The sequence below is a fragment of the Paenibacillus sp. J22P59 genome, from assembly GCF_059383895.1.
In genome coordinates this window covers 160755-184416 of the sequence record NZ_JBXENX010000007.1, presented here as the reverse complement: position 1 = coordinate 184416, position 23662 = coordinate 160755, and the positions used below count along the sequence as shown (strand labels likewise).

Annotated in this window: 17 protein-coding genes; 16 read left to right on the top strand and 1 reads right to left on the bottom strand. The window is 47.7% G+C overall.

Annotated elements, in window-relative coordinates; translation table 11 throughout:
* Nucleotide 1: 1 nt before the first annotated feature.
* The 6 genes from AC50YO_RS14195 to AC50YO_RS14170 all read left to right on the top strand — a co-directional run bounded on the left by AC50YO_RS14195 (nt 2) and on the right by AC50YO_RS14170 (nt 9116).
* Nucleotides 2-814, top strand: a complete 813-nt coding sequence (locus AC50YO_RS14195; RefSeq protein WP_494847894.1) for a carbohydrate ABC transporter permease — start codon at nt 2-4, stop codon at nt 812-814.
* A gap of 49 nt (nt 815-863) precedes the next feature.
* Entirely contained in the window at nt 864-3989 is a 3126-nt protein-coding gene (ebgA, locus tag AC50YO_RS14190) for a beta-galactosidase subunit alpha (RefSeq protein ID WP_494847893.1), read from the top strand.
* The gene (locus AC50YO_RS14185) at nt 3982-4764 is read left to right on the top strand and encodes an SDR family NAD(P)-dependent oxidoreductase (RefSeq protein ID WP_494847891.1); all 783 of its coding nucleotides are present in this window, start codon (nt 3982-3984) and stop codon (nt 4762-4764) included. The genes ebgA and AC50YO_RS14185 overlap by 8 nt, the downstream gene beginning before the upstream one ends.
* A gap of 66 nt (nt 4765-4830) precedes the next feature.
* Complete coding sequence (gene gcvPA / locus AC50YO_RS14180) at nt 4831-6246, top strand: aminomethyl-transferring glycine dehydrogenase subunit GcvPA (RefSeq protein WP_494847889.1); 1416 nt, start codon at nt 4831-4833, stop codon at nt 6244-6246.
* Nucleotides 6247-6278: 32 nt separating this feature from the next.
* The gene (gene gcvPB / locus AC50YO_RS14175) at nt 6279-7838 is read left to right on the top strand and encodes an aminomethyl-transferring glycine dehydrogenase subunit GcvPB (protein WP_494847886.1); all 1560 of its coding nucleotides are present in this window, start codon (nt 6279-6281) and stop codon (nt 7836-7838) included.
* Between the two features lie 63 nt (nt 7839-7901).
* A complete protein-coding gene (locus AC50YO_RS14170; RefSeq protein WP_494847883.1) occupies nt 7902-9116 on the top strand; it encodes an MFS transporter in 1215 nt (404 codons plus the stop codon).
* Nucleotides 9117-9828: 712 nt separating this feature from the next.
* Here the strand turns inward: AC50YO_RS14170 and AC50YO_RS14165 are convergent.
* A complete protein-coding gene (locus AC50YO_RS14165) occupies nt 9829-11031 on the bottom strand; it encodes an ROK family protein (protein WP_494847881.1) in 1203 nt (400 codons plus the stop codon).
* Between the two features lie 271 nt (nt 11032-11302).
* On the opposite strand from AC50YO_RS14165, the gene AC50YO_RS14160 reads away from it, so the two are divergent.
* From AC50YO_RS14160 to AC50YO_RS14115, 10 genes are all read left to right on the top strand, one after another.
* Complete coding sequence (locus AC50YO_RS14160; RefSeq protein ID WP_494847877.1) at nt 11303-11926, top strand: chromate transporter; 624 nt, start codon at nt 11303-11305, stop codon at nt 11924-11926.
* Nucleotides 11927-11957: 31 nt separating this feature from the next.
* Nucleotides 11958-12497, top strand: a complete 540-nt coding sequence (locus AC50YO_RS14155) for a chromate transporter (protein ID WP_494847875.1) — start codon at nt 11958-11960, stop codon at nt 12495-12497.
* 1381 nt (nt 12498-13878) lie between these two features.
* Nucleotides 13879-14874, top strand: a complete 996-nt coding sequence (bioB, locus tag AC50YO_RS14150; RefSeq protein ID WP_494847873.1) for a biotin synthase BioB — start codon at nt 13879-13881, stop codon at nt 14872-14874.
* Nucleotides 14875-15102: 228 nt separating this feature from the next.
* Nucleotides 15103-16431 carry an ABC transporter substrate-binding protein gene (locus tag AC50YO_RS14145; protein WP_494847871.1) on the top strand — a complete coding sequence of 443 codons (1329 nt, stop codon included), beginning with the start codon at nt 15103-15105 and terminating at the stop codon, nt 16429-16431.
* Between the two features lie 67 nt (nt 16432-16498).
* Entirely contained in the window at nt 16499-17371 is an 873-nt protein-coding gene (locus AC50YO_RS14140) for a carbohydrate ABC transporter permease (protein ID WP_494847869.1), read from the top strand.
* A 25-nt stretch (nt 17372-17396) separates the two neighbouring features.
* A complete protein-coding gene (locus tag AC50YO_RS14135) occupies nt 17397-18227 on the top strand; it encodes a carbohydrate ABC transporter permease (protein ID WP_494847867.1) in 831 nt (276 codons plus the stop codon).
* Between the two features lie 73 nt (nt 18228-18300).
* Nucleotides 18301-20115 carry a sensor histidine kinase gene (locus AC50YO_RS14130; RefSeq protein WP_494847865.1) on the top strand — a complete coding sequence of 605 codons (1815 nt, stop codon included), beginning with the start codon at nt 18301-18303 and terminating at the stop codon, nt 20113-20115.
* Nucleotides 20112-21707 carry a response regulator transcription factor gene (locus AC50YO_RS14125; protein WP_494847863.1) on the top strand — a complete coding sequence of 532 codons (1596 nt, stop codon included), beginning with the start codon at nt 20112-20114 and terminating at the stop codon, nt 21705-21707. Before AC50YO_RS14130 ends, AC50YO_RS14125 begins: the two co-directional genes overlap by 4 nt.
* A complete protein-coding gene (locus AC50YO_RS14120; RefSeq protein ID WP_494847861.1) occupies nt 21691-22728 on the top strand; it encodes a sugar phosphate isomerase/epimerase family protein in 1038 nt (345 codons plus the stop codon). Before AC50YO_RS14125 ends, AC50YO_RS14120 begins: the two co-directional genes overlap by 17 nt.
* An 11-nt stretch (nt 22729-22739) precedes the next feature.
* On the top strand, nt 22740-23621 hold the full coding sequence (locus tag AC50YO_RS14115) for a PIG-L deacetylase family protein (protein WP_494847859.1): 882 nt from the start codon (nt 22740-22742) through the stop codon (nt 23619-23621).
* Nucleotides 23622-23662 lie beyond the last annotated feature (41 nt).

Below are 23662 nucleotides of genomic sequence, written 5' to 3'. Positions count from 1 at the left end.
AATGAAAAAAGTAGTCGTATATGCGCTGCTCATCTTCTGCTCGCTGCTCTTTGTTGCCCCGCTGTTCTGGGCGGTCACGACGGCGCTGAAGTCCCAGTCGGAGCTTTACCTTTTTCCACCCAAATGGATTCCTTCCGAATGGATGTTTAGCAACTTTAAAGAGGCTTGGACCATCCAGCCCTTTAATCTCTTTTTGAAAAATACAGTTATCGTTACGGTGTTGTCGACGCTAGGCCAGCTGCTATCTTGTACGCTTGTAGCCTATGGCTTCGCCAGATTCCAATTCAAAGGGCGCGATACGCTGTTCCTGATCGTTCTCGCGACGATGATGATTCCTTGGGAAGTAACGATGATTCCGCAATATATGGAATTCAACTATTTGGGTTGGATCAACACGCTTAAACCGCTTATTGTGCCTTCATTTTTCGGTTCAGCCTACTTTATTTTCTTGCTGAGACAGTTCATTCTGACTCTTCCCCGTGAGCTTGATGAAGCGGCAACGATCGACGGGGCAAGCAGGCTGGGCATTCTGTTCCGAATTATTGTACCTTTGATGGCACCTTCCCTTATTCTCGTAGGCGTGTTCCATATGATGAACAGCTGGAATGATTATTTGGGGCCATTGATTTTCTTGAATGATCAGTCGAAATATACGCTTACGCTAGGACTCGCACAATTCAAAGGGATGTTTGGTGTTGATATGCAGTCCATCATGGCTATTACTTGCTTGATCTCTATTCCGCCGCTCGCTATTTTCTTCTTCGCGCAGCGTTATATTGTCGGAGGAATCGCAAGTACAGGTATAAAAGGATAGCTTCCTGCAGCTGGAAGCGATAGAGATAGATACGAGAGGAGCAGAAACGATGCATAACGAAAAGATTACACGTGATTGGGATAACCTTGAGGTGCTGGAGCGCAATCGGATGAAGAGCCGTGCTTATTTCATTCCGTTCTCCGATCAAGGCGAGGCATTGAGCTATGACCGGGGAAGCTCACCTTGGTTCAAGTCATTGAACGGTATTTGGAAGTTCAATTATGCACTGAGCCCGAATTATGCGCCGGAGGGCTTTTATCATCAGGATTATGACGTGACAGGCTGGGATGAGCTTCAAGTTCCCGGGCTGTGGCAGCTAAGCGGTTATGGAAAGCCGCACTACACCGATCTCTACTATCCGTTCCCGGTTGATCCGCCGCATGTGCCGAATGATAACCCAACAGGCAGCTATGTACGAGAGTTCGAGATTCCTGCACATTGGGAGAACAGAGCATTATCCGTGAAGTTCGACGGCGTAGACAGCGCTTTTCATTTATGGGTGAACGGACAATTCGTCGGCTACAGCCAAGGCAGCCGTTTGACGTCAGAGTTCGATTTGACTCCTTATGTGAAGCCGGGCATTAATCGTATGGCCGTTCGGGTCTATCAATGGTCAGACGGTACTTATTTGGAAGATCAGGATATGTGGTACCTTAGCGGCATATTCAGGGACGTCTACTTGGTATCGGAGCCCTCATCAACTCGTATCGCAGATTTCACCGTTGTCACTGAGCTTGATGCTGATTATCGAGATGCGACACTTCAGGTAGCGGTTGAACTAGGCGGAGACGCCCTGCAAGGAAAATTAAATGTCCAATTGTTAGATGATCAAGGCAACTGGATCGCTTCTGCGGATCAGGGCATTGCGGGACAGACCTCACTTGCATTCGCAATACCCGTTGCGAAGCCTCTCTTATGGAGTGCGGAATCGCCTGCTTTATATCATCTTTCACTAACTATTGTTGATAAGAATGAGCAGGTCGTAGAGACCATTGCTCAAAGAGTCGGGTTCCGCAAGATAGAGGTGAAGGATGGCCAGTTTCTTGTGAACGGCAAAGCGATTATGCTCAAGGGCGTTAACAGACATGACCATCATCAGGACACAGGACGTACGGTAACCGTATCGACGATGCTCCAAGATATTATATTAATGAAGCAGCATAACATCAATGCGGTAAGAACGGCCCATTATCCGAACGATCCACGGTTTTACGAGCTTTGCGACGTATATGGCTTATACGTAATGGAAGAGACTGATTTGGAAACCCATGGTTTCCAGCTTACAGGCAATATCTCTCAGCTTAGCGATGATCCTGCATGGCAGGAGGCTTATGTTGATCGCGTTAGACGCATGGTAGACAGGGACAAGAACCATCCTTCCGTTATTTTCTGGTCGCTTGGCAATGAGTCTGGCTTTGGCTGCAACTTCCGGGCTATGTATGCTTGGTGCAAAGAGGCCGATCCGACAAGACTTGTTCATTACGAGGAAGATCGAGAGGCGGAGGTATGCGACGTCGTAAGTACGATGTACTCTTCGGTTGAGAAGATGATTGGCTTCGGACAAATGACGGATCATCCAAAGCCGCATATTTTATGTGAATTTGCCCATGCCATGGGCAATGGACCTGGTGGTCTCAGACCTTATTTCGATGCATTTGATTCGTACCGCAGATTGCAGGGCGGCTTCGTATGGGAATGGATCGATCACGGTATTCGCGTCAAGCTGGAGGATGGTCGTGAGGATTACGCTTACGGCGGAGATTACGGAGATTTTCCTAATAACAGCAATTTTGTAATCGACGGGCTGGTACGTCCGGATCGGACACCATCGCCGGGATTAATTGAATATAAGAAAATTATCGAGCCCATTCGGGTCGAATATATAGAAAATCATCGGATACGCATCACGAACCGGTACGATTTCATCACGCTGGATCATTTGCACGCGGCGTGGAGCGTAATGAAAGACGGAAAAACGATTCAGAGCGGAGCATTGGTGCTGCCTGTTATTGAGCCGGGTGAAAGCGCGGTTGTGTATGTACCGGTTGTGGAGGAAATACTCCTCGGACAGCTTAAGGAAGGTGCCGAAGGCTGGCTGAACATTAGCTTTACGCTTGCAGCCGATTGCTATTGGGGAGCACAGGGGCATGAGGTTGCTTGGGCGCAGTTCCTTATGGAGCCGCCTGCTAAGCAAGAGACTTTACCAAGAGCCGCTCTGGCAGTTATACCAAGCCTTGCTTGCAAGGAAGAAGGACATCAGCTAGTACTCGAAAGCAGCGTATTCCGTATCGCTTGTGATGCATTGCGCCCAGGGATTGCATCGCTGCGGATCAATGGCAAAGAGCTCCTTCAAACAGGGCCTCGTCTTAATTTCTGGCGTGCGCCGATCGACAACGATATGTACGTGCTTGAAGGCTGGCGCAAGGCGCATCTCGATAGACTTACCGAGCGGGTAGATGATTTCCGGTGGAGCAGATTGGACGAGAGCTCCGTTCGATTGACCTGGACCTCGCGCATTGCACCGCCAGTCTATGCTTGGGGCTTCCAATGTGAGACGTCCTATACGATTACTGGTTCTGGCCTTATTGCAGTTGATGTGAAAGGCTCTCCAATCGGCGAACCGCCGGCTATGCTGCCGAAGATCGGTCTCCAGCTGGAGGTGCCGGGTGATCTAGATAAAGTGAAATGGTATGGACGCGGTCCGGGTGAAAGCTATTCAGACAGTAAGGAAGCAGGAAGGTTCGGAGTGTATGAGAATACGGTAGATGGTTTGTTCACGCCTTATATTTATCCGCAAGAGAACGGCAATCGAACCGATGTCCGGTGGGTTTCTATTGCAGATGGCTCGGGCATCGGGCTGCTGGCAGCCGGTGCGCCAGTTCTTGAATTCAGCGCACGCCGTTATACGGATAAGGATCTGGAGGAAGCGAAGCATGCGAGTGATTTGGTGAAGCGGGAGTTCGTTACGCTGAATCTGGATTACAGGCAGAACGGCCTCGGCAGCAATAGCTGCGGTCCCGTTCAAACGCCGGAAGCTACGGTTAAGCCAGAGCCATTCCAATTCCGAATTTTATTGAAGCCTTATTTGTCAGAGGATGCAGCACCTGAGCGCTTGAGCCGTCAGATGAGCTTGGAAGCGATGAGCTTACAAAAGGAGGACACAGATCATGCTTAATACATTAGATCTATTGAATCTAACAGGGAAAGTGGCGGTTGTAACCGGAGGAGCTTCAGGAATCGGCCTGGCTACGGCGCAGCTTCTTGCCAGCTTTGGAGCGAACGCTCTCTTGCTCGACATTAATGTCGAGCAAGGTGAGCTTGCGGCAGCTAGCATTATAGATAATGGCGGCAAAGCGAGGTTCTATCGTTGTGATGTGACCTCATCCGCCGATTGCAAACGGGTAACTTCAGAGATTGATGCTATGTATGGAAAAATAGATATTTTGTTCAACAATGCAGGGGTTATTCGCCGCAAAACAGTTGTAGAGCTTGAGGAAAAGGATTGGGATCTCGTTCTTAATGTTTCACTCAAAGGCGTTTATTTACTATCCAAGTACGTCGTTCCTGTCATGGAGCGCAATGGCGGAGGAAGCATTATCAATACAGGCTCAGGCTGGGGACTGAAGGGCGGAGATCGCGCAGCATCCTATTGCGCGGCCAAAGCAGGCGTTGTGAACTTGACGAAAGCAATGGCAATTGATCATGGCATCTCGAATATTCGAGTGAACTGTGTTTCGCCGGGTGATACAGATACGCCTCTTCTTCGGGACGAAGCTAAGCAGTTGCAGCAGGATGAAGCAGCATTCCTCGTCTCCTCCGCAGGCGGACGCCCGCTTGAGCGGCTTGGAACACCGCGCGATATCGCCAATGCCGTTCTGTTCCTTGCTAGTGACATGTCTTCTTGGATAACCGGCACGGTGCTGGTCGTCGATGGCGGCGGCATCGCCTGATTTATTGAAATATATAAGCCAGAATTGCTTCTGGCTTTCTCTTATAACCGATTCTGACCATTATGAATGGAGGCGTTAATCTTGTCCGAGAAGAGAACCTATGCTCATCCGTATATACCGAACACTGTACCTGAGGTTAGGGATGCCATGCTGAAGGAGATCGGCCTCACGTCGATGGATCAGCTGCATGATGCCATTCCTGACAGCCTGAAGCTGAAGCGGGACATGAACCTTCCTGCCGCGTTGACCGAGCATGAGCTTCGCAGGCACATCAATGGCCTGCTGGCCAAAAACAAGCATGGTGCAGACTATCTGAATTTTCTTGGTGCAGGCTGCTGGCAACATTTCATCCCGGCTATTTGTGATGAAATTAATCAGCGCTCCGAATTCGTAACGGCCTATGCGGGTGAGCCCTATGAGGACCATGGCCGTTTCCAATCGCTATTCGAATATCAGAGCCTTCTGGCAGAGCTGGTCGATATGGATGTTGTCAATGTACCTACGTTTGACTGGGCACAGGCTGCTTCGACTGCGATTCGGATGGCTGGACGCATTACGGGCCGCAAGATCGCTTTGCTGCCGACCTCCGTCGATCCAGACAAAGTGATGATCATTAACAACTATTGCACACCGGTTATGGAGCTGCGCTTCGTTGAGATTGATCCTGCAACGGGACGTATGGATTTGAATGATCTTCGTGCCAAGCTCTCAGATGAAGTGGCTGCTGTCTACTTCGAGAATCCGGGGTATTTGGGCATAATCGAGGATCAAGGCCGCGAAATTTCAGAGCTGGCCCATTCGGTACAGGCGGTGTCTATCGTAGGCGTTGATCCTATTTCGCTTGGGGTGCTCGAGCCGCCAAGCCACTATGGCGCGGACATTGTGTGCGGAGACCTGCAGCCGCTTGGCATGCATATGAACTATGGCGGCGGTCAAGCCGGCTTTATTGCTACGCATGATGATGAGACCTATGTCATGGAATATCCTTCACGATTGTTCGGCATCGTGCCGACCGAGGTCGAGGGCGAATACGGCTTTGGCGATGTCGCCTATGAGCGGACCTCCTTCGCTCACCGTGAGAATGGCAAGGAATCGGTTGGTACGCAAACTGCGTTATGGGGAATTACGGCAGGTGTCTATTTATCCTTGCTCGGGCCTGTTGGCATGCAGGAAGTTGGCGAGACGATTATGCAGAAGGCACAGTATGCGGCAAGCAAGCTCGCTGCAATCCCGGGTGTAGCCCTTCGTTTCGGTGATACAGCATTCTTCAAGGAATTTGTTGTGGACTTCAACGATACAGGACTTACGGTTGCCGACATTAATCGCCGCTTGGCTGAGGCAGGAATTTTCGGTGGAAAAGATTTATCCACTTCGTATCCGCACTGGGGGCAGTGCGCGCTCTATTGCGTGACCGAAATCCATGCACAAGAGGAATTGGATCGTTTGGCTGACTCGCTGGAAGCAATTGTTCGACAATCGTAATCAACTCAGAACCAAGGAAGGATTGAATAGCCATGAAACGGATTCGCAGAGATCATAAAGTTCGTCAATTCCATCAAGCCAAATGGGATGAGCCTGTTATATTCGAGCTTCATCATCCGGGTGAACGGGGAGTCATTCCGCCAACTGCCGAAGCTGGCATCGCTGCCGCGATTGGTGATGGCATTGGACGTATACCGGCGTCTATGCGTCGCAGCTCCGCGCCTGCACTGCCCGAGATTGGTCAAGCGAAGGTGCTCCGCCATTATTTAAGGCTGTCTCAAGAGACGCTTGGCTCTGATATGAATGTAGAGATCGGGCAAGGGACCTGCACGATGAAATATATTCCACGCATTAATGAAATGCTTATTCGTACACCGAATATGATGGAGCTTCATCCGCTTCAGGATGCGGATTCCGTACAAGGCATGCTGGAGGTCTTCCATAAGCTTGATCTTGCGATGAGAGAGATATCGGGGATGGATGCCTTTTCCTTCCAGCCAAGCAGCGGCACGCAAGCACTTCTTGCGATGGCCTCTATCGTTCGTGCGTATCATGATTCCCGAGGGGAAGGGGATCAGAGGGATGAAATTATTACAACGATCTTCTCCCATCCTTCTCAAGCCGCAACCGCTGCGGTTAAGGGCTACAAAATCATTACGCTGCATCCCGACGAGGATGGCTTCCCGGATCTGGAGAAATTGAAAAGTGTGATTAGTGAGCGTACAGCAGGGTTCGTTGTAGCGAATCCAGAAGATACGGGCATTTATAACCACCGCATCCGTGAATTTACTGATGTTGTCCATGAAGCAGGAGGTATTTGCTTCTATGACCAAGCGAATGCTAATGGCTTGCTTGGAATTACGAGAGCCAAAGAAGCAGGCTTCGATATGTGCTTCTTCAATCTGCACAAAACCTTCGCCGCTCCGCATATGTGCGGCGGTCCCGCTACTGGGGCGCTTGGCGTTACGGATGAGCTCAAACGCTTCTTGCCCGGCCCGCTTGTAGACTTTGATGGCAGCCGCTATGTGCTGGCGAATCAGTCCAGCGATAGCATCGGCAAAGTTCGCAGCTTTCATGGCGTTGCCCAGACTGTCCTGCGTTCCTATGCATGGATTATGAGTCTAGGGGCCGAGGGCCTGAAAGATGTAGCGCAAATTGCTGTGCTGAACAATAATTATCTCTATCATAAAGTGCTGCAAATTCGCGGTGCGAGCGCTCCTTACATTAAAGGCAGACGTCTGGAGCAGGTTCGCTACAGCTGGAAGCAGCTGACGGATGAGACTGGCGTAACGACCGAGGATATTACTCGCCGCATGTGTGATTTTGGGCTCCATTATTGGACCTCCCACCATCCGTATATAGTGAAGCAGCCCTTCACTCTGGAACCGACGGAATCCTATTCCAAGGAGGATCTGGACGAATATATCCATGCGCTGGAGCATATCTCGAACGAAGCTTACACGACACCAGATATCGTCAAGACAGCTCCGCATAGAAGCACTGTGCATCGCAATGACGAATCGTCGCTGGATGATCCGAAACAATGGTGCATTACCTGGCGTGCGTATTTGAAAAAAACGCAGCCGGAATAATCGAAGGGCTCCTCATGGAGCCCTTCCTGTTTGTCTCGATAGCTTCATGGAAAGGAGACCAGCATGTCGACTTATATGAAAGAGTTATTGCGTCTGCCTGTTGGTGTTCGTCGATTTCTTGCAACGGAGGCCCTATATGGCATTGGCATAGGGATGTATGCGCTTGTTCTTAATCTGCATTTGCTGGCGAAGGGTTTGCAGGAGGATGAGATTGGCGCGTTAGTATCCACAGGCATTCTAATCATGGGAGCATCCGCTATTCCCGTGTCCTTGCTTGCTAACCGAGTTGGACGGAAGCGGCTTTTGGTAACTGGTCTTTTTTTTATTGCAGCAGGCAATGTGCTTTATGCGATCAGCGAAGAGCTGGCCCTTTTTTATATGGCGCAAATTATGGTTTCAATTGGTTTAACCTTGGTCGAGACGACCGAGGTTCAGCTGCTCTTTCAATATTGCGTATCCCGCAAAGATGAGACCCGCGCATTCTCGCTCATGTTCGCTGTGTTCACTGCCTTCACAGGTGCAGGGACGCTGCTTGCCGGACAGCTTCCGAGCAATGCTGCAGCCGGTTACCCGATTCCGCTGCTCATTGCTGGAGCAGTTCTGCTGTTTCAAGGGATTCTCCGGGCTCTATGGCTTCCGGCAGAGAAGAAGGTGGAAGTGGTCCAGCTCAGCAGCAAGGGGGAAGGGACGAAGAAATTCAATTGGTTCCCTGCTCGCCCGCTATGGCTGTGTGCAATACTCATCACCTTGCTCGGCGGTGCGCTCGCTATGACAGGCTCCTTCCAGAATGTCATTGTGAAGTACAGGCTGGAGTGGATGGATAATCAGGTGTCGCTGCTGCTCGCCCTTAGTGGATTCGTCCTGTTCATCAGCTCCTTAATGACACCTTACGTCTTAGAGAGATTCGGGCCTAATAGAGCTATTCTATCCGTATTTTTTGTGAATATTGTACTGTTTGCTTTTCTTTTCTGTGTGATGCCTGTCTGGTTGTTCACTATCGTGTTCTTAATACGTGGAGGCGGCTCTACTATGCTCTCTAATCTGGTGGACAGCCAGCTTATGTCTGCCTTTAAGGAACGAGAACGGAATCTGTATGCAGGGATGAGGTCGGTATTTCGCAGCGTAGGCTCTTCCATGGCTACCTATTTAACGGGATGGATTCTGACTGGGGGAAATTATCGACTGCCCTTTCTCTTAACCGCGATCATGCTTTCATTTGCGCTTGTCTATTATTGGAGATGGGTACGTCCGATTCTAGAGAAAAGATTGGAGTCGTAGGTCATTCACGAGCTTAAGCAAGCTACAGAGCTGGTTATTAGTCGCGATGGTATAGAAAAGTGCTCGTAAGATAAATAGACAGGTATAGGGAAAAAATACGCGTACGCAGGCTGGTAGGAAAGCGGTCAGGCTGTAAAGAAAGCTGTTTTCTCTATAGAATAAAAAGGTGTACCTTGAAAGGCTATAATTGACTTTCTTGTGGCACTTATGTTGCATGTGCATGGATGATCAGGATGGTTTCAGAGTTGTCCCGTTAAGAGTAAAGCCATAACGGCACGGCGTTCCTCTATTTGTTGTTTTGCTCCTTTAAATAATCCATTAGCGGCAAGCGTTTCCGTTAGTTTTAAAAAATGAAGCTTAAATTAACTAATACTAAAGAAATAGCGGAACCTGGATCCATTATTTTCATGAAAAGATACAAAAATAAAAATTAACGGAACGTAGTTACGTTCAGGCTGTCGAGAAAAATCTCGCCGGCCTTTTTTTAATGTTCGGTATAGGGACTGTCTCTTCGAGAAGGGACCCCAAAGCCCTCTTTTCTAAGGATAGAGAGATCTTGTTCATCTTCTATACGCCAGCGGTTAGCAACGTTTGTAATATATTAACGCGTTGCTCCAACAAACTAACAAAGTAAAAAAGAACCCCCGTGTTTGAAAAACGCAGGGGCTCTCTATCGTCTGGCTGCTCGAAAAACGTGTCTTTAACTATTAATTTACATCGGAAAGGCATTCCGTATCATAATGGCTGACCCTGTCACGATAGCGTCCTCTTTTAAGTTGCCCTTGGAGAACTTAGGCTCGTACTCCGGGTAATTGAAGGTGTTCTTGATAGCAATAGCTGATGCTGTCTGGTAATAAGAATCGGCGCCATGAATAAGGACACCGCCTAATATAATGATCTCCGGATGGAACATATTGATCATATTAGACAGACCTACGCCAAGGCAGGAGGCCGATTGCTGGAACAGCTCCGTGACATAGGAATCACCATCTGCCAAAGCTCGCGATAAAATCTCATAATTCAAATACTCTGGCGTCGTATTATATTTCTCAAGCAAATGATGCCGGCCTGTTTTGGCATGGGCCCGCGCATTGTGCTCAAGTGCATGGACGGAGGCGAATGCCTCAAGCGCACCATAGTTTCCATAATTATGTATCCTTGGGCCGTCCATTTGAATAATCATCTGTCCAATTGCGCCTTCCATATCATTGGAGCCATGAATAATTCGTCCATGCGACATGAGTGCCGACCGCAGTCCTGCTCCTACATGTACATAGAGCAAATGCCCGTAATCATGATGCCGCAGCGACCAGTGCTCACCGAGCAGCGCCATGTTAACGCCATTATCCAATCTTGCCGGGAAGCCCGTCCGCTGCTCTAACAGCTCACAGATCGGGACGTTCTCCCAGCCATTAGCGAGAAAGTAGAGCGGCTTAAGGATCATCCCATTCTCTCTGTCCAGCGGACCGACAGAGCCTACGCCAATGCCGATAATTTTGTCAGGCGCAATATGGTGGTCACTCAGGAAAGTCTTGATGTTCACATGCACATGGTCAAGAAATTGCTCTGTATTCATCGCCTCATCCATCCGCCAGCGCGTGATGGATTTGACGTTCATCTGCATATCGAACAAGGCAAGTGTTGAGTACATCCGAGAAATTTCGAGGCCGAATAGATAGCCGTAATGCGGATTAATCTGATACTGAATTGGTTTTCTGCCTCCGCTGGATCGTCCTAATCCAGATTCGATCAGAAGTCCTTCCCCGATCATCTCGTCTAGCAAGCGGGATAGGGAGGTGCTGCTTAGGGCAGTAAGCTGTGTTAAGAGCTCTGCTTTGGATATAACCTCTGTGTTCGACACGAGGTCGTAAACGAGCCTTTTGGTTGTCGGGACAGGATGCGGTCGTTTTTCCACCTGATCGCTTCCTTTCATTTACTAAGGTTGACGAAAGTCATGTCCGTTTATTATAGCTTATTTTGCGAAGGGGAAGAAAGAAGGAATGAACAAGGGAGCTAATGCATGAACTTAAAACCAAATTGGAATTAACTTATTAGGATGACAATGTATTATTATGGATAAAAGCGGATGCCAGATTTAATTTGCAATACTTAATGCCAAAATGGAATAAAGATGCTACAATAGAGAGGACTAATCTTTCAGGCATAATGATGGAGGTATATGTAACATGGACAAAACAAAGCTGCTGCTGCAGTTATTCTGGACCTTCCTGCGAATCGGGCCGGCTACCTTTGGTGGAGGCTACGCTATGATTCCGTTAATTGAACGGGAAGTGGTTGGAACGCGCGGGTGGATTGAAGAAAAGGAAATGCAGGAGATGCTGTCGGTGGCAGGCTCTACACCCGGAGGAGTGGGTGTTAATGCATCAGCCTTCATCGGATATCGGCTGGCTGGCCTGCTAGGTGCGATTGTTGCAATCATCGCCATTACGCTGCCTACCTTTGGCATTGTGTTCATTCTCAGCTTCGTATACGCTCAGTTCGCTGACAACTACAAGGTGGAGGCAGCATTAAAGGGCATACAAGGGGCTATTATTGCCTTGATTCTCGTATCCGCATATCGGATGGCGAAGACCGCTGTCTTTGATAAGACGACGGCTATTACAGCAATAACAACCGTTGTGCTCCTGCTGGCAACGAATATGAATCCTGCATTCTTGATTATGGCAGGGCTTTTTACCGGAATTATATTTGTAAGAGTGAAAATGCTGCTTGGCGTGAAGGTGCATATGGAAAAGCAAAGAGATAGCCATGCAAACGAGCAGACATGGGTTGTGGAATATTACATCTAGAGTACGTCGTTTGTTCACAGGGGGTGAGGGTTTGCAAGAGCTGCTGACATTATTTTTGTTTTTCTTCAAGGTAGGGCTGCTTTCATTCGGAGGGGGCTATGCCGTTATTCCAGTTATTCAGCGAGAGGTAGAGGCCAGAAACTGGCTGACAGCTGCACAGTTTCAAGAGATCGTTGCGTTGTCAGGAATGGCCCCAGGGCCTATTGCTACGAATACCACCACTATGGTTGGGTATCAGATCGCTGGATTTGTTGGGGCGGCCGTAGCTACGGTTGGCATTATTTTACCTTCTTTAATTATTATTGTATTGCTTGGTTCTATTCTATTCCGAATTCGCCATTATCGCTGGGTAAAAGCGTTTTTCTACGGCCTTAAGCCAGTCGTTACGGGATTAATTGTTTTTGCTGCTATTCATTTTGGAACCTCGGGCACCGCGGATGCGTTATTTACTTGGTCAACGCTTGTAACGGCTGCCATCTGTGTAGGGGCCATCATTGCGATGATGAAATATAAGACCCATCCGCTGCTTATTATTATCGGTTCCGCATTAGCGGGTATTATATTGTTGTGACCATCACATAGGTGGACAGACTCTATCCTTCCCAGATGTTTTTATAGGTAGAAGGGCTTAAAGCTTTTAAAGCTCTAGGCTCTAAAACCTCCAAAATTCAAAACCACCAAAACCAAACCCACCAAACCCACCAAACCCACCAAACCCACCAAACCCACCAAACCCACCAAACCCACCAAACCCACCAAACCCACCAAACCCACCAAACCCACCAAACCCACCAAACCCACTAGAAGCTCTATCCCTTACGCTACAGATGGTGCATATGAGGATTTTAGTCTATTTTATGAAGCGATTTTCGTAATAATAGTCACAATCTGGGGCATATCGGAGATAACGTCAGCTATATTCAGTAGTCGGAAACTGACCTTCTCCACTAATGAACATAGCTTCACTGTTGCTCCTTTTTTCCTGTCTGCGCAGTGATTTAGAGCAAATGGATTCATTAAATTATACATGACATTCCTTTTCTAACTTGGAAGTCCGCCTTTTTGGTCAGCCTATTCTTTTTTCAAGGCGTGATTGGAATAGATAGAGGAAGAACGATGCTGACGCTACCTTTCCTGCAATGAAAGAAGATCATATGCTTAGTGATCAACTCAAGCCCAGTCACAATGTGCAAATCTGAATGGAAAATCAGTTCATTATCTACAGGGGCGGTGAAGAGCATTATGCTTGCGAGGGAAGTCAACAGCTGGAAGGCGTGGTGAAGTACACACATATCACAATGAAGAATTAACGAGTACAGCACGTATCACAAATTAAGAAATGAATAAGCACACGTATCACAATGAAGAATTGAAGAAGCTGCAGTAAGGTATAAGCAAGCTGGACAAATGGCAGTATAGTGAAGACGACGATACGTGGACGTGCACGGCTGGGCGAGAACGGCTGTTTTATTAGCAAAGCAAGAAAACGGATATGAAGCAAAGAAGCGATACTATCGAAGTAAAAATTACAGCTAGCGGTTCGCAGAAGGATTGAACCGAAGTGTGTATTCTGACAAATCAAGAAAAACCGAGGATTACGGAGTTTTCTGTCTCGAGGCTTGCTGAAAGTAAGCCTTGAGACAGGATGGCTTTCGATCGCCCACAATTAGCCCAGGAAGACAGGAATAGATCAAAAAACAGAGGTGGCGGTGCAGGGATAACCTCCCTAACATCGCCATTTCTTTAATTGTTGAGCTGTCTCTAGCTGGTCTCTTCAAGTGAGCTGATCTGCATTTGGGACAGCCTCATTTTCATTCATAGCTATTCACCTGAGGCAACTATTTACAGCAGCAGCTGCTATCTGTTACAATCTCTATTGCGATAATATGTTAACTAAAATTAATAATTATAGGTTAACATATAGTAGGGTTGCATGGAGGAGTTTAAAGAAAATGATAACGAGTATAGTGAACCAGTGGATGGGACTTGCAGAGAAAGCGTTGAATATGGAATGCTTAACGATGGAAGAGGGCTTGCATATTCTTGAGGCACAGGATGATGAGCTGCTAGCTTTATTGCAGGCTGCTTTTCAAGTGAGGAAGCATTATTACGGCAATAAAGTGAAGCTGAACATGATTATTAATGCGAAGAGCGGGTTATGCCCAGAGGATTGCGGCTACTGCTCGCAATCGCTTGTGTCTACCGCGCCCGTGGAGAAATATGCTCTGTTGGATAAGGAAACGCTGCTTGCCGGCGCACATGAGGCAATGGCTAGACAGGCTGGCACCTATTGTATTGTGGCTTCCGGGAAAGGTCCCACTGACAAAGAATTGAATCAGGTGATTGAAGCCGTTCAAGAAATAAGAGAGACGATGCCGCTCAAAATTTGTGCATGTCTTGGTCTATTGAAAGAAGACCAAGCGCAGCGTTTAGCCGCAGCAGGAGTGCATCGTTATAATCACAATTTGAACACGAGCAAAACTAATTTTCCAGCTATAACAACTACACATAGCTATGAACAGCGAGTAGATACAATCAAGAAATCCAAGAGCTATGGAATGTCGCCCTGCTCAGGCGTCATCATTGGCATGGGCGAAACAAATGAGGAGATCGTCGAGATGGCTTATGCGCTGCGGGAGCTGGACGCCGATTCTATACCGATTAACTTCTTGAATGCGATTGCGGGCACACCGTTAGAGCAAGCAGGACGGACTCAGGCGACGCGTGCATTGAAGGTGCTCGTGCTGTTCCGTCTATTATGTCCATCGAAGGAAATACGCGTTGCAGGAGGGCGTGAGATTAATCTTCGAACGCTCCAGCCGCTTGCTCTCTATGCCGCTAATTCAATCTTCGTCGGCGATTACTTAACGACTCAAGGCCAAGATATCTCGACTGATTACGCGATGATCGAAGATCTGGGGTTTGAAATCGAACGGTGCGCTTTATAAGACAAAGGCTATTATTATATGATTATTCAATGTCCCCAAAGCCGTTCCTCTTAATAGGCGGCTCTGGGGCTATTTTTATAGCAAGCTTTTGTGCAAGAGTATAGATTTGTAGGATAATATAATAGTTTTATAGTATGGAAACGCTTTCATAATGATTTTATAATCAATACATACATGAAGGAGTACACGGAAAACATGTATAAATCGACAACAAGGAGAGTAGATTCTATGTTTGAAAGACGATTTGCGAATGTCTCGAACAAGCTTGTCATCCTGACTCTAACGACTGTTCTCGCGGTTACGCTAACAGGCTGCGGACAAGCAGGCGAGAAGGGGAATGAGGAGTCTAATTCCAAGAAGCCCGTTACGCTGAAGATGATGCATAATTGGACGAACCCAAATGTCGATAATGAAATTTTCAAAGCGAGAATCGAGCAATTCCAAGAAGAGAATAAGGATATCAGAATTGAAGTGGAGGAGGTTCCAGCTTCGCAATATCCGACTAAATTACAGACACAGGCAACGGGCAGAACTCTTCCTGATCTAGCGGTATTCCAACCTCGCGCAGCTCTGAAGCCTTACGTAAACGCCGGGCTCCTCATGCCGATTGATGAAATATTGAGCAATTGGGAAGGTCTGCTGCCTCAGGAAGCACTGGACTCTTACAGCATTGATGGCAAGCACTATGCGGTTCCGGCGAAGCTTACGTATGCGGACGTCATTTATTACAATAAAGAGCTGCTGGCGAAGGTCGGCTATACCGAATTTCCGGCAACGTACGACAGCTTTATCGATCTGATCAAAAAATTGAAAGCAGCTAATATTACGCCGATCGTTGTCGGCAATAAAGATAGATGGCCTCTGCAATCCTCCTTTATGTCCATTATTACTGATCGGATAGCAGGAAGCGGCTTCTTGGAAAAGGCAGCGGCTGGGGAAGCGCAATTCACTGATCCTGATTTCGTGAAGTCGCTCGGCATCATTGAAGAGCTGAACAATCTGGGAGCCTTCAATCTGGATGTGAATACGATTGATACCGTACAGGAGCAGAACTACTTCCTTCAAGGCAAAGCCGCAATGAGCATGACGACCTCTACGATCGATTCCAAATATAGAATCAACAACGAGAATGGAGCTAACGTTGGAATTGCCCTATTCCCAGCAGTAGAAGGTGGCAAGGGTAATCCGCAAGCCTCTTCGGGCAATTTTCAGTTCGGCATAGCGCTTAATAAAGAGCTAGAGAACCAGCCAGCCAAAAAAGCAGCCGCTTTTAAATTTCTAACCTTCTTCTATAGCCAAGAGATGTATGAGGAGCTTCATGCCAATGGCATTATCGTTCCTGCTATCCTCAAGAACAGCAGTGAAGAAAGCCCTTATTTGAAAGAGATGGTTGAGCTAAATGGCAAAGGTACAACGACCATTATTGATCAGACGCTTGCTACGGCGGTGAATGAATCGCTGCAAAATGGATTGCAATCTATTCTGACCAAGCAAAAAAACGCTTCACAGGTAGCGGAGGAAATCCAGGCTGCGCAGAACAAGCTGAACAAATCGTAGCCGGTTATTTGGGACTGTACTTGAGAGCAGGTTGGATTAGGACTGCCATGGCGGGAGGAGATACAATGTGCATACGTTAAAAAATGTAAGGATGGCGATCTATTTAGGGGTGTTGCCTGCACTCGTCATCTATGTTGGCATTGCTGTCCTGCCGATCGTAATATCGTTCTATTATTCTTTTCTGAATTGGGACGGATTCTCACCGGCTACCTTCGTCGGCTTGGACAATTATATTGAGATTGCGAAGGATGCTATTTTTTGGAGCGGCGTTAAAAATAACATCATTATGATGGTTGCCAGTCTGGCCTTTCAAATTCCGTTAGGCTTGCTGCTCGCTCTGTTTCTTAATAAGCCTCTTAAGGGTGTAAAGCTATTTCGGACCATTGGTTTTTTCCCGGTCGTTATTTCATCCGTTATTGTGTCTCTTACCTGGGGGATGCTCTACAATACGGAGTTCGGCTTTATTAACAGCGTCTTAGATGCAATTGGGCTGGAATCTTGGAAGCAGAATTGGCTAGGCAGCCCGAACTGGGCGATTATCGCGCTTTGCGTCACGTATATTTGGCAGAACTGCGGATTTTTTATGGTCATCTTTTTATCGGCGCTGCAAGGCGTTTCTGGTGAAGTAATGGAAGCAGCGGAGATGGATGGGGCTACCGGATGGAAGCGAACGCTTTATGTGACGCTGCCTATGATCAAGGATACAATTTGGGTAACCATTATGTTCTCGCTCAGCAACAGCTTCCGCGTATTTGACCTTATTTATGTAATGACAGCGGGGGGCCCGGCCCATAATACCGAAGTCATGACGATTTATATGTACAATAACTCCTTCACTTCATTAAGATTCGGTTACGGAAGCGCGGTGGCGATCTTTATTCTGGCATTCAGCTTGATTACCATCTATGTCGCTAACAAAGTAACGAATCGAAAAGAATAATAGGACATAGCAGCGGAGGCCAAGTATGGTACAAACAGCAGCTTGGAAAAAATCTCTTATCTATACGTTTCTTACGCTTATTGGCGCATTCAATGTTCTGCCCATTCTATGGATGCTGATGAATTCGTTCAAGAGCGAGCAGGAATATTCGACACATCCGATTGCTTGGCCCAAGGCATGGCAATTCAGCAACTATGTAGAGGCCTGGAAGGTCGCCAAGCTCGGTGCTTTTTTCTGGAACAGCATCTTTGTTACGTTCGTAGCGGTCGTAGCCACGGTTCTGCTCGCTGCATTAACCTCTTATTTTTTGTCGAGGTTCGAGTTCAAGGGACAGAAGCTGGTCTACGGCATCTTCTTGCTCGGGATGGTCATTCCTATTCACGCAACGATCATACCGACTTTCATTACGATGAACAAAATCGGACTGCTGAATACGCATCTGTCTCTCATTCTTGTTTATGTTGCTTTTCATTTGTCCTTGACGATCTATATATTGGTCGGATTCATGAAAGGGTACCCGAAGGATATTGAAGAATCGGCTATTATGGATGGCAGCGGCGTATTCCGGATTTTCTGGTCAATTATTCTTCCAATGACGAGACCGGCACTTGCTACCGTCATTATTCTCAATTTTATTTATAATTGGAACGAGTATTTATTCGCCCTTGTGCTAATCAATGATTCCGCATTAAAAACGCTGCCGCTGGGCTTATCCAATTTTGCCAGCAAGGAGACGACCAGCTACACGCTGCAAATGGCGGCACTCAGCATGGCACTGATTCCGATTCTAACGGTTTATTTGCTGCTAGAGAAGCAGCTGGTGCAAGGAATGACGGTTGGGGCGGTGAAGGGCTAGCACTTTCTTCCATTCTCATTTGGGAAGCTTTTCGTTATGATGTTGGAAAAGCTTTGAAGAGAGGGACTCCATCATGAGAATGCGCTTTCCTTATAGCAAGAGAATTAACCTGAAATGGAAATCGGTCATTATATTCTTGCTGCTAGTCACCGTTCCTACTCTATTGGTAAGCAGTCTGGTGTTGACTCGTTATGATCACATATTGCGAGAGCAGTTCATCTCCACGACTGACAATAATCTCCACGCGGTAGAGTTGAATTTGACTGATAAAATAAAAGCCATTCAGGATATGTCAGACTACATGATCTATAAGGATGAATTCCGGCTGTTCATGACAACGCCATTCACTCCGTCAACGATGGAGGACTATTATCATTACAAGCAATTAGTAGAAGGGTTCGCCACTTTCCAGCTCATATCCAAACGTTATATCAAATCGATCTCGATTGAAGGAGATAACGGAAATGTGCTTCATATTGGAGAGCCAATTGATGGCATAGAGCAGGCTTGGATTAAGCAAGCGGCTGAGAGGAAAGGTGCTCCGATATGGACCGATTCCTATTCGATTATTAGCGGCTGGAGCGGACAGAAGCGCGTCATCTCTATGCTTCGCTGGATTAACTCCTATGAGGAGCTGACTAAGCCTGTCGGGCGAATGACGGTTCGATTGGATGAATCGGAATTTACCGGGCTAATGGCCTCTGTTATACCGGATGAGCCGAATTCCGCTTTTATATTGAAGGAGGACGGCAGCGTTCTGCTTCATCACGATAAGTCGCTTATAAGCAAGAGATATCCCGACGAACAATTACTGCAAAGGCTTATGAAGGAAGAGGGATCGGTACTCACCTATAATCATGAAGGCGTTTCCTTTACGGTTATTCACCGCGATATGTCGATTAATGGCTGGAAGCTGGTCACGATGGTTCCTAAGTCAACCATAACGAAGAAGACAGAGGGATTGAAGCTATCAGTAGGCTATATGCTCATCGCCATTGTGCTCTTAGGGCTGCTTGCTTTAATCGGCTTTTATATGACGATCATTAGGCCGATTGTTGCGATATCCAGGCAAACGGCAAGGTTGTCAAAAGGAGATTTTGAAGCCCACGTCGATGTGCGCTGGCAGGATGAGATTGGCGATTTGGGGCGCCGCTTCAACAGCATGGTCGTGACGATGAGAGAATTGATTGACTACAAATATAAATTAGAAATCCGCCAGCGTGAATCGGACCTGAATATGCTGATGCGTCAAATCGATCCGCACTTTCTATACAATACGCTAGATATGATTCGTTGGACCGCAAGGATGGAGAAAGCAGAAGAAACGAGTCAGCTTATTGAGACGCTGTCGCTGTTTTTCCGAACGAGCCTGTCGAGAGGGAGGCGCTGGACTACCGTTCGAGAAGAGCTGATATTCGTGGAGTCTTATCTGAAGCTTCAGCAAAAACGGCTAGGCAGCAAGCTCGCCTATACGCTGTATATAGAGTCTCAATTGGCAGAGCTGCCGATTCTCAATAAAATCATTCAGCCCTTGGTTGAGAATAGCATCAAGCATGGCTTCACTGTACGCAGTGGAGGCTCCATTCAAGTCCGCGCCTATGAGAGCGTTGGGCAATTATGGATAGATGTGATTGACAGTGGAAAAGGGTTCACAGACGAGCAGCGGGATATCGTACAAGAAGCGCTGAGGAACGGCTCTACCCGCGAAGAGTGGGCAGGTCATGCGCTAAGTAATATTCAAGAGCGAATCGTAATCGTAGCAGGCAAGGAGTATGGCATTCGTATTATTCAGGTATCGGAAGGCAGCCTCGTCCGTGTCGTGCTGCCGTTAATGCCAAAGCTGACGGTGAGCGAACTAGCCATGGCAACTGAGGAGGTAAAGCGATGAGTATAAAACTGCTGATTGTAGATGATGAGCCTGTTATATGTCGGGGTTTGCAATCTACCATTCCTTGGGAGAGCATTGGCGTGGAGGTCGTGGGTGAAGCTTATGATGGTCAAGAGGCGCTGGAGATTATACAGAATCAAGAAGTCGATCTCGTCTTAACCGATATTTGCATGCCGGAGATGGATGGATTGGAGCTTGCAAAAGAATTGAAACGGCTTGCCTCTCCTGTAAAAGTTATTATTGTGAGCGGCTATGACGAATTCGAATATGCACGCAATGCCATGAGGCTTGGCGTGGAGGACTTTTTGCTGAAGCCTGTCAATGTCGATGAATTAATGCAGCTTGTAACACGAATATTCGAGCAGACCAGCTTGGAGCAGAAGAAGCTTATTCAGGAGCAAGGGGTAAAGTGGCTAAGCAGTCTCATGCAGAGCGAGACTTCCTATATGGAAGGAGCATCGGCGCTTCTCGGAGACGTTCCTGAGGGAAGCAGCTTTCATATTCTAGCGAGCCAAATGAATCGTTATGCGGAGTGGCTGGATAGAGCAGAGGAGTCTGATCGCAATCAACTGCAGCACTGCTGGCAAGAGCAGGTCGAGATGGAGCTTAGGCGCGTTGGGATCGGGCCGGTTTCTTACTTTTACCATCGCAACCTTCTGCTTACCTTTTGTATTGTACCGCCATCTGCCGATTTTCTCTCGTTAAAGAAGGCGGCGGAGCGGACAGCCAGCAGGTGGGGAGGGCCTGAGACGCTGTATATGGGGGTATCCTCTCGGTTCAACCATATCAATGAAGCCAAGGAGGCTTGCATGCAAGCAATCGGCGTATTGCCTTATTATGCAGTACAAGCAGCTCCGAAGCTTGTTCTTTGTCCGGAAGATAAAGCAGTGCAGAGGACTGCTGGCCTGCATCTCCCTCTACCAGCAAGTGAGAAGCTCATGATTGAAGCGTTGCTGCAAGGCGGGCAGGAGGAAGCTGTACAGCAATTCGAGCATTGGCTGGCGCATTATCGGGAAGAAGGCTATTTGCTTAGGGAAGTGCTTCAGGCTTATGAACAGCTTAGAGCATTCATTTATTACAAATGGCCAAGCGAATTGCTTAGAGAGCAAGCGGCCGCGGAAGTAGCGGATATGTCGGAGATTGATCTGCATATGCATAATTCCTTCATGGCAGTCGAGCAGCTGATTCGTAAGGATTTCGAAAATATATTGCGAATTGCGAGAAGCGGGAGTAAAAATCACTGGATTATTGAGCAAAGCAAAAAGTATATCCGGGCTCATGGCTATTGCGATATTAAGGCACAGGATGTCGCTTTGAGCTTGCAGCTGACGCCGAATTATTTCAGTATGACCTTTAAGCAAAGCGCCGGAAAAAGCTTCACAGAATATATCAATGAGCTGCGTATCGAGAAGGCCAAGTTATTGCTTGCAGAGTCGTCTGATCGCGTGTTCGAAATCGCGGAAAAAGTGGGCTATAAGGAATACAAATATTTCGTTGCTATTTTCAAATCACATACGGGTGTTACGCCGACGGATTTCAGAAAGCGCTTTGCGCAATTAGAAGGGGTAGGTCACGATGAAAATCGGCATTGAGATGCATCATGGCTATAATGATGAACAGCTGCCTGTAGACAAGGCATTGGAGAAGGCGAAAAGGGACGGTTATGATGGTGTCTATTATAAAAATCCGCTGGCGATATCCACAAGCCTGGATCTAGGCGAGTTAAGAGCGGCTAAGCAATGCGCGGATGAATTAGGGCTTTATATCGATTGCGGAATCGGACGGGTCAATCCTTACAATACGAATGAGACGCCGGAGGTATGGCTGCTTGGCGGCGGAGACTACCTGCTGGCTGTGCAGAGAATGATTCAAGCTGGCGCTGAGCTTGGCGTACGCGAATTCATCGGAGTGACAGCGGGTTGGAAAGGACAGCATAGCGGGTATTATGTCTATGATCGCTTCCGCACGGACGTGACCTGGGATGAGCAACTGCAGGCTACCTCACGCTTTTTGCAAAAGACCGCGCCTATTCTTCGTGATACCGGCACACGCATTAATCTGGAGACTCATGAAGAAATTACGTCGCATGAAATTATTCGTCTGATAGAGGAAGTAGGCGAGGACACGGTTGGCGTTGCACTGGATACAGCTAACGTTGTTGCGCGAGGAGAAGAGCCGGTAGCCGTTGCAAAGCGCTCTGCTGCCTATATTCATCAGATGCATGCAAAGGATTGCATTCTATTCTTTTCCGATCTAGGGCTAATGCGCCAAGTGAGGCCCTCGGGAGAAGGGATCGTGAATTATAAGGAAATATTGCAAGCAATCGCTCCATATCACGCTGAGCTGCATATTCAGATTGAGGATCATAAGGGCTTCTACCACATTGATATTTATGAGGAAGAATGGAGAAAGGCACATCCGGATTTGTCGGTGGCAGAGGTGGCGGAGCTTGTACGCCTTGCTCGATTGACCGAGCTGCGGATAGCTGCAGGAGAGCTTATGGAGCCGAAGGCTTATGAAGCGATTCCTTACGATGTCCAGAAAGAGCATCGCCTATCAAGCTCACAACGCTATTTGAGAGGGCTGTTGGAAGAGTTGGGATTGCAAGAATAGGCAGTGCCTGAATGGATGGGCCGCTGTTATTGAATCAAGAAGAGAGGGATGAGGACATGGAGAAGGAAATTCGTGTTATTGTCATTGGAGCGCACCCGGATGAGCCGGATATTTATGCAGGAGGCACCGCTGCTTTGTATGCTTCAATGGGGCATAAGGTGAAATTCGTTTCATTGACGAATGGATGCGGTGGGCATTATTTGCAGAGTGGTGCTGAGCTTGTTGCTCGCCGCAAACAAGAAGCGGCAGAAGCAGCGAAGAGATTAGGCGTACTAGAATATGAGGTGCTCGATATTCCGGACGGGGAGCTGATGCCGGATATTGCTACTCGCAAGGAGGTCGTGCGCTTGATCCGCGAGTGGAAGGCTGACATCGTCATCACTTTCCATCCAGTGGGAGGAAGGCATGCTGACAATCGCTATGCAGGTAAGGTGGTCAGCGATGCAGCTTCGTTTATCGCGCTGACCCCGTTGTTTTTGCCAGAGGTTCCCTGCTTGGATAAGTCTCCGTTATTCCTGCTGATGCCGGATTATTCCATGCGTCCCTACTATAAGCCGGATATTGTCATCGACTTCGGTTCTGTAGTGGAGCAAAAATTGCTTGGCTGTGATGCGCACGCGACCCAATTTTACGAATATACCCCTTGGCAATCAGGCTTTCTTGATGAGGTTCCGACGGAGTGGGCAGACAAACGGAGCTTCCTGCTCGAGAAATGGCAGCCATTCTTCCATGTATCGGAGGAAATGAAGCCGGCTCTGCATGCCGAATACGGCTCAGAGCGCGCTGGCAAGGTTGTCTATGCCGAGCCTTTCGAGATTGCCCAGTACAGCCGCAAGCCGAAGCAGGATGAAATGGAGCGTTTATTTCCAATGTTCGGCACGCTTATCGTCTAGCATTGTGAGATTCAAGGCTTAGCTTATTCTATGTTTTCTCG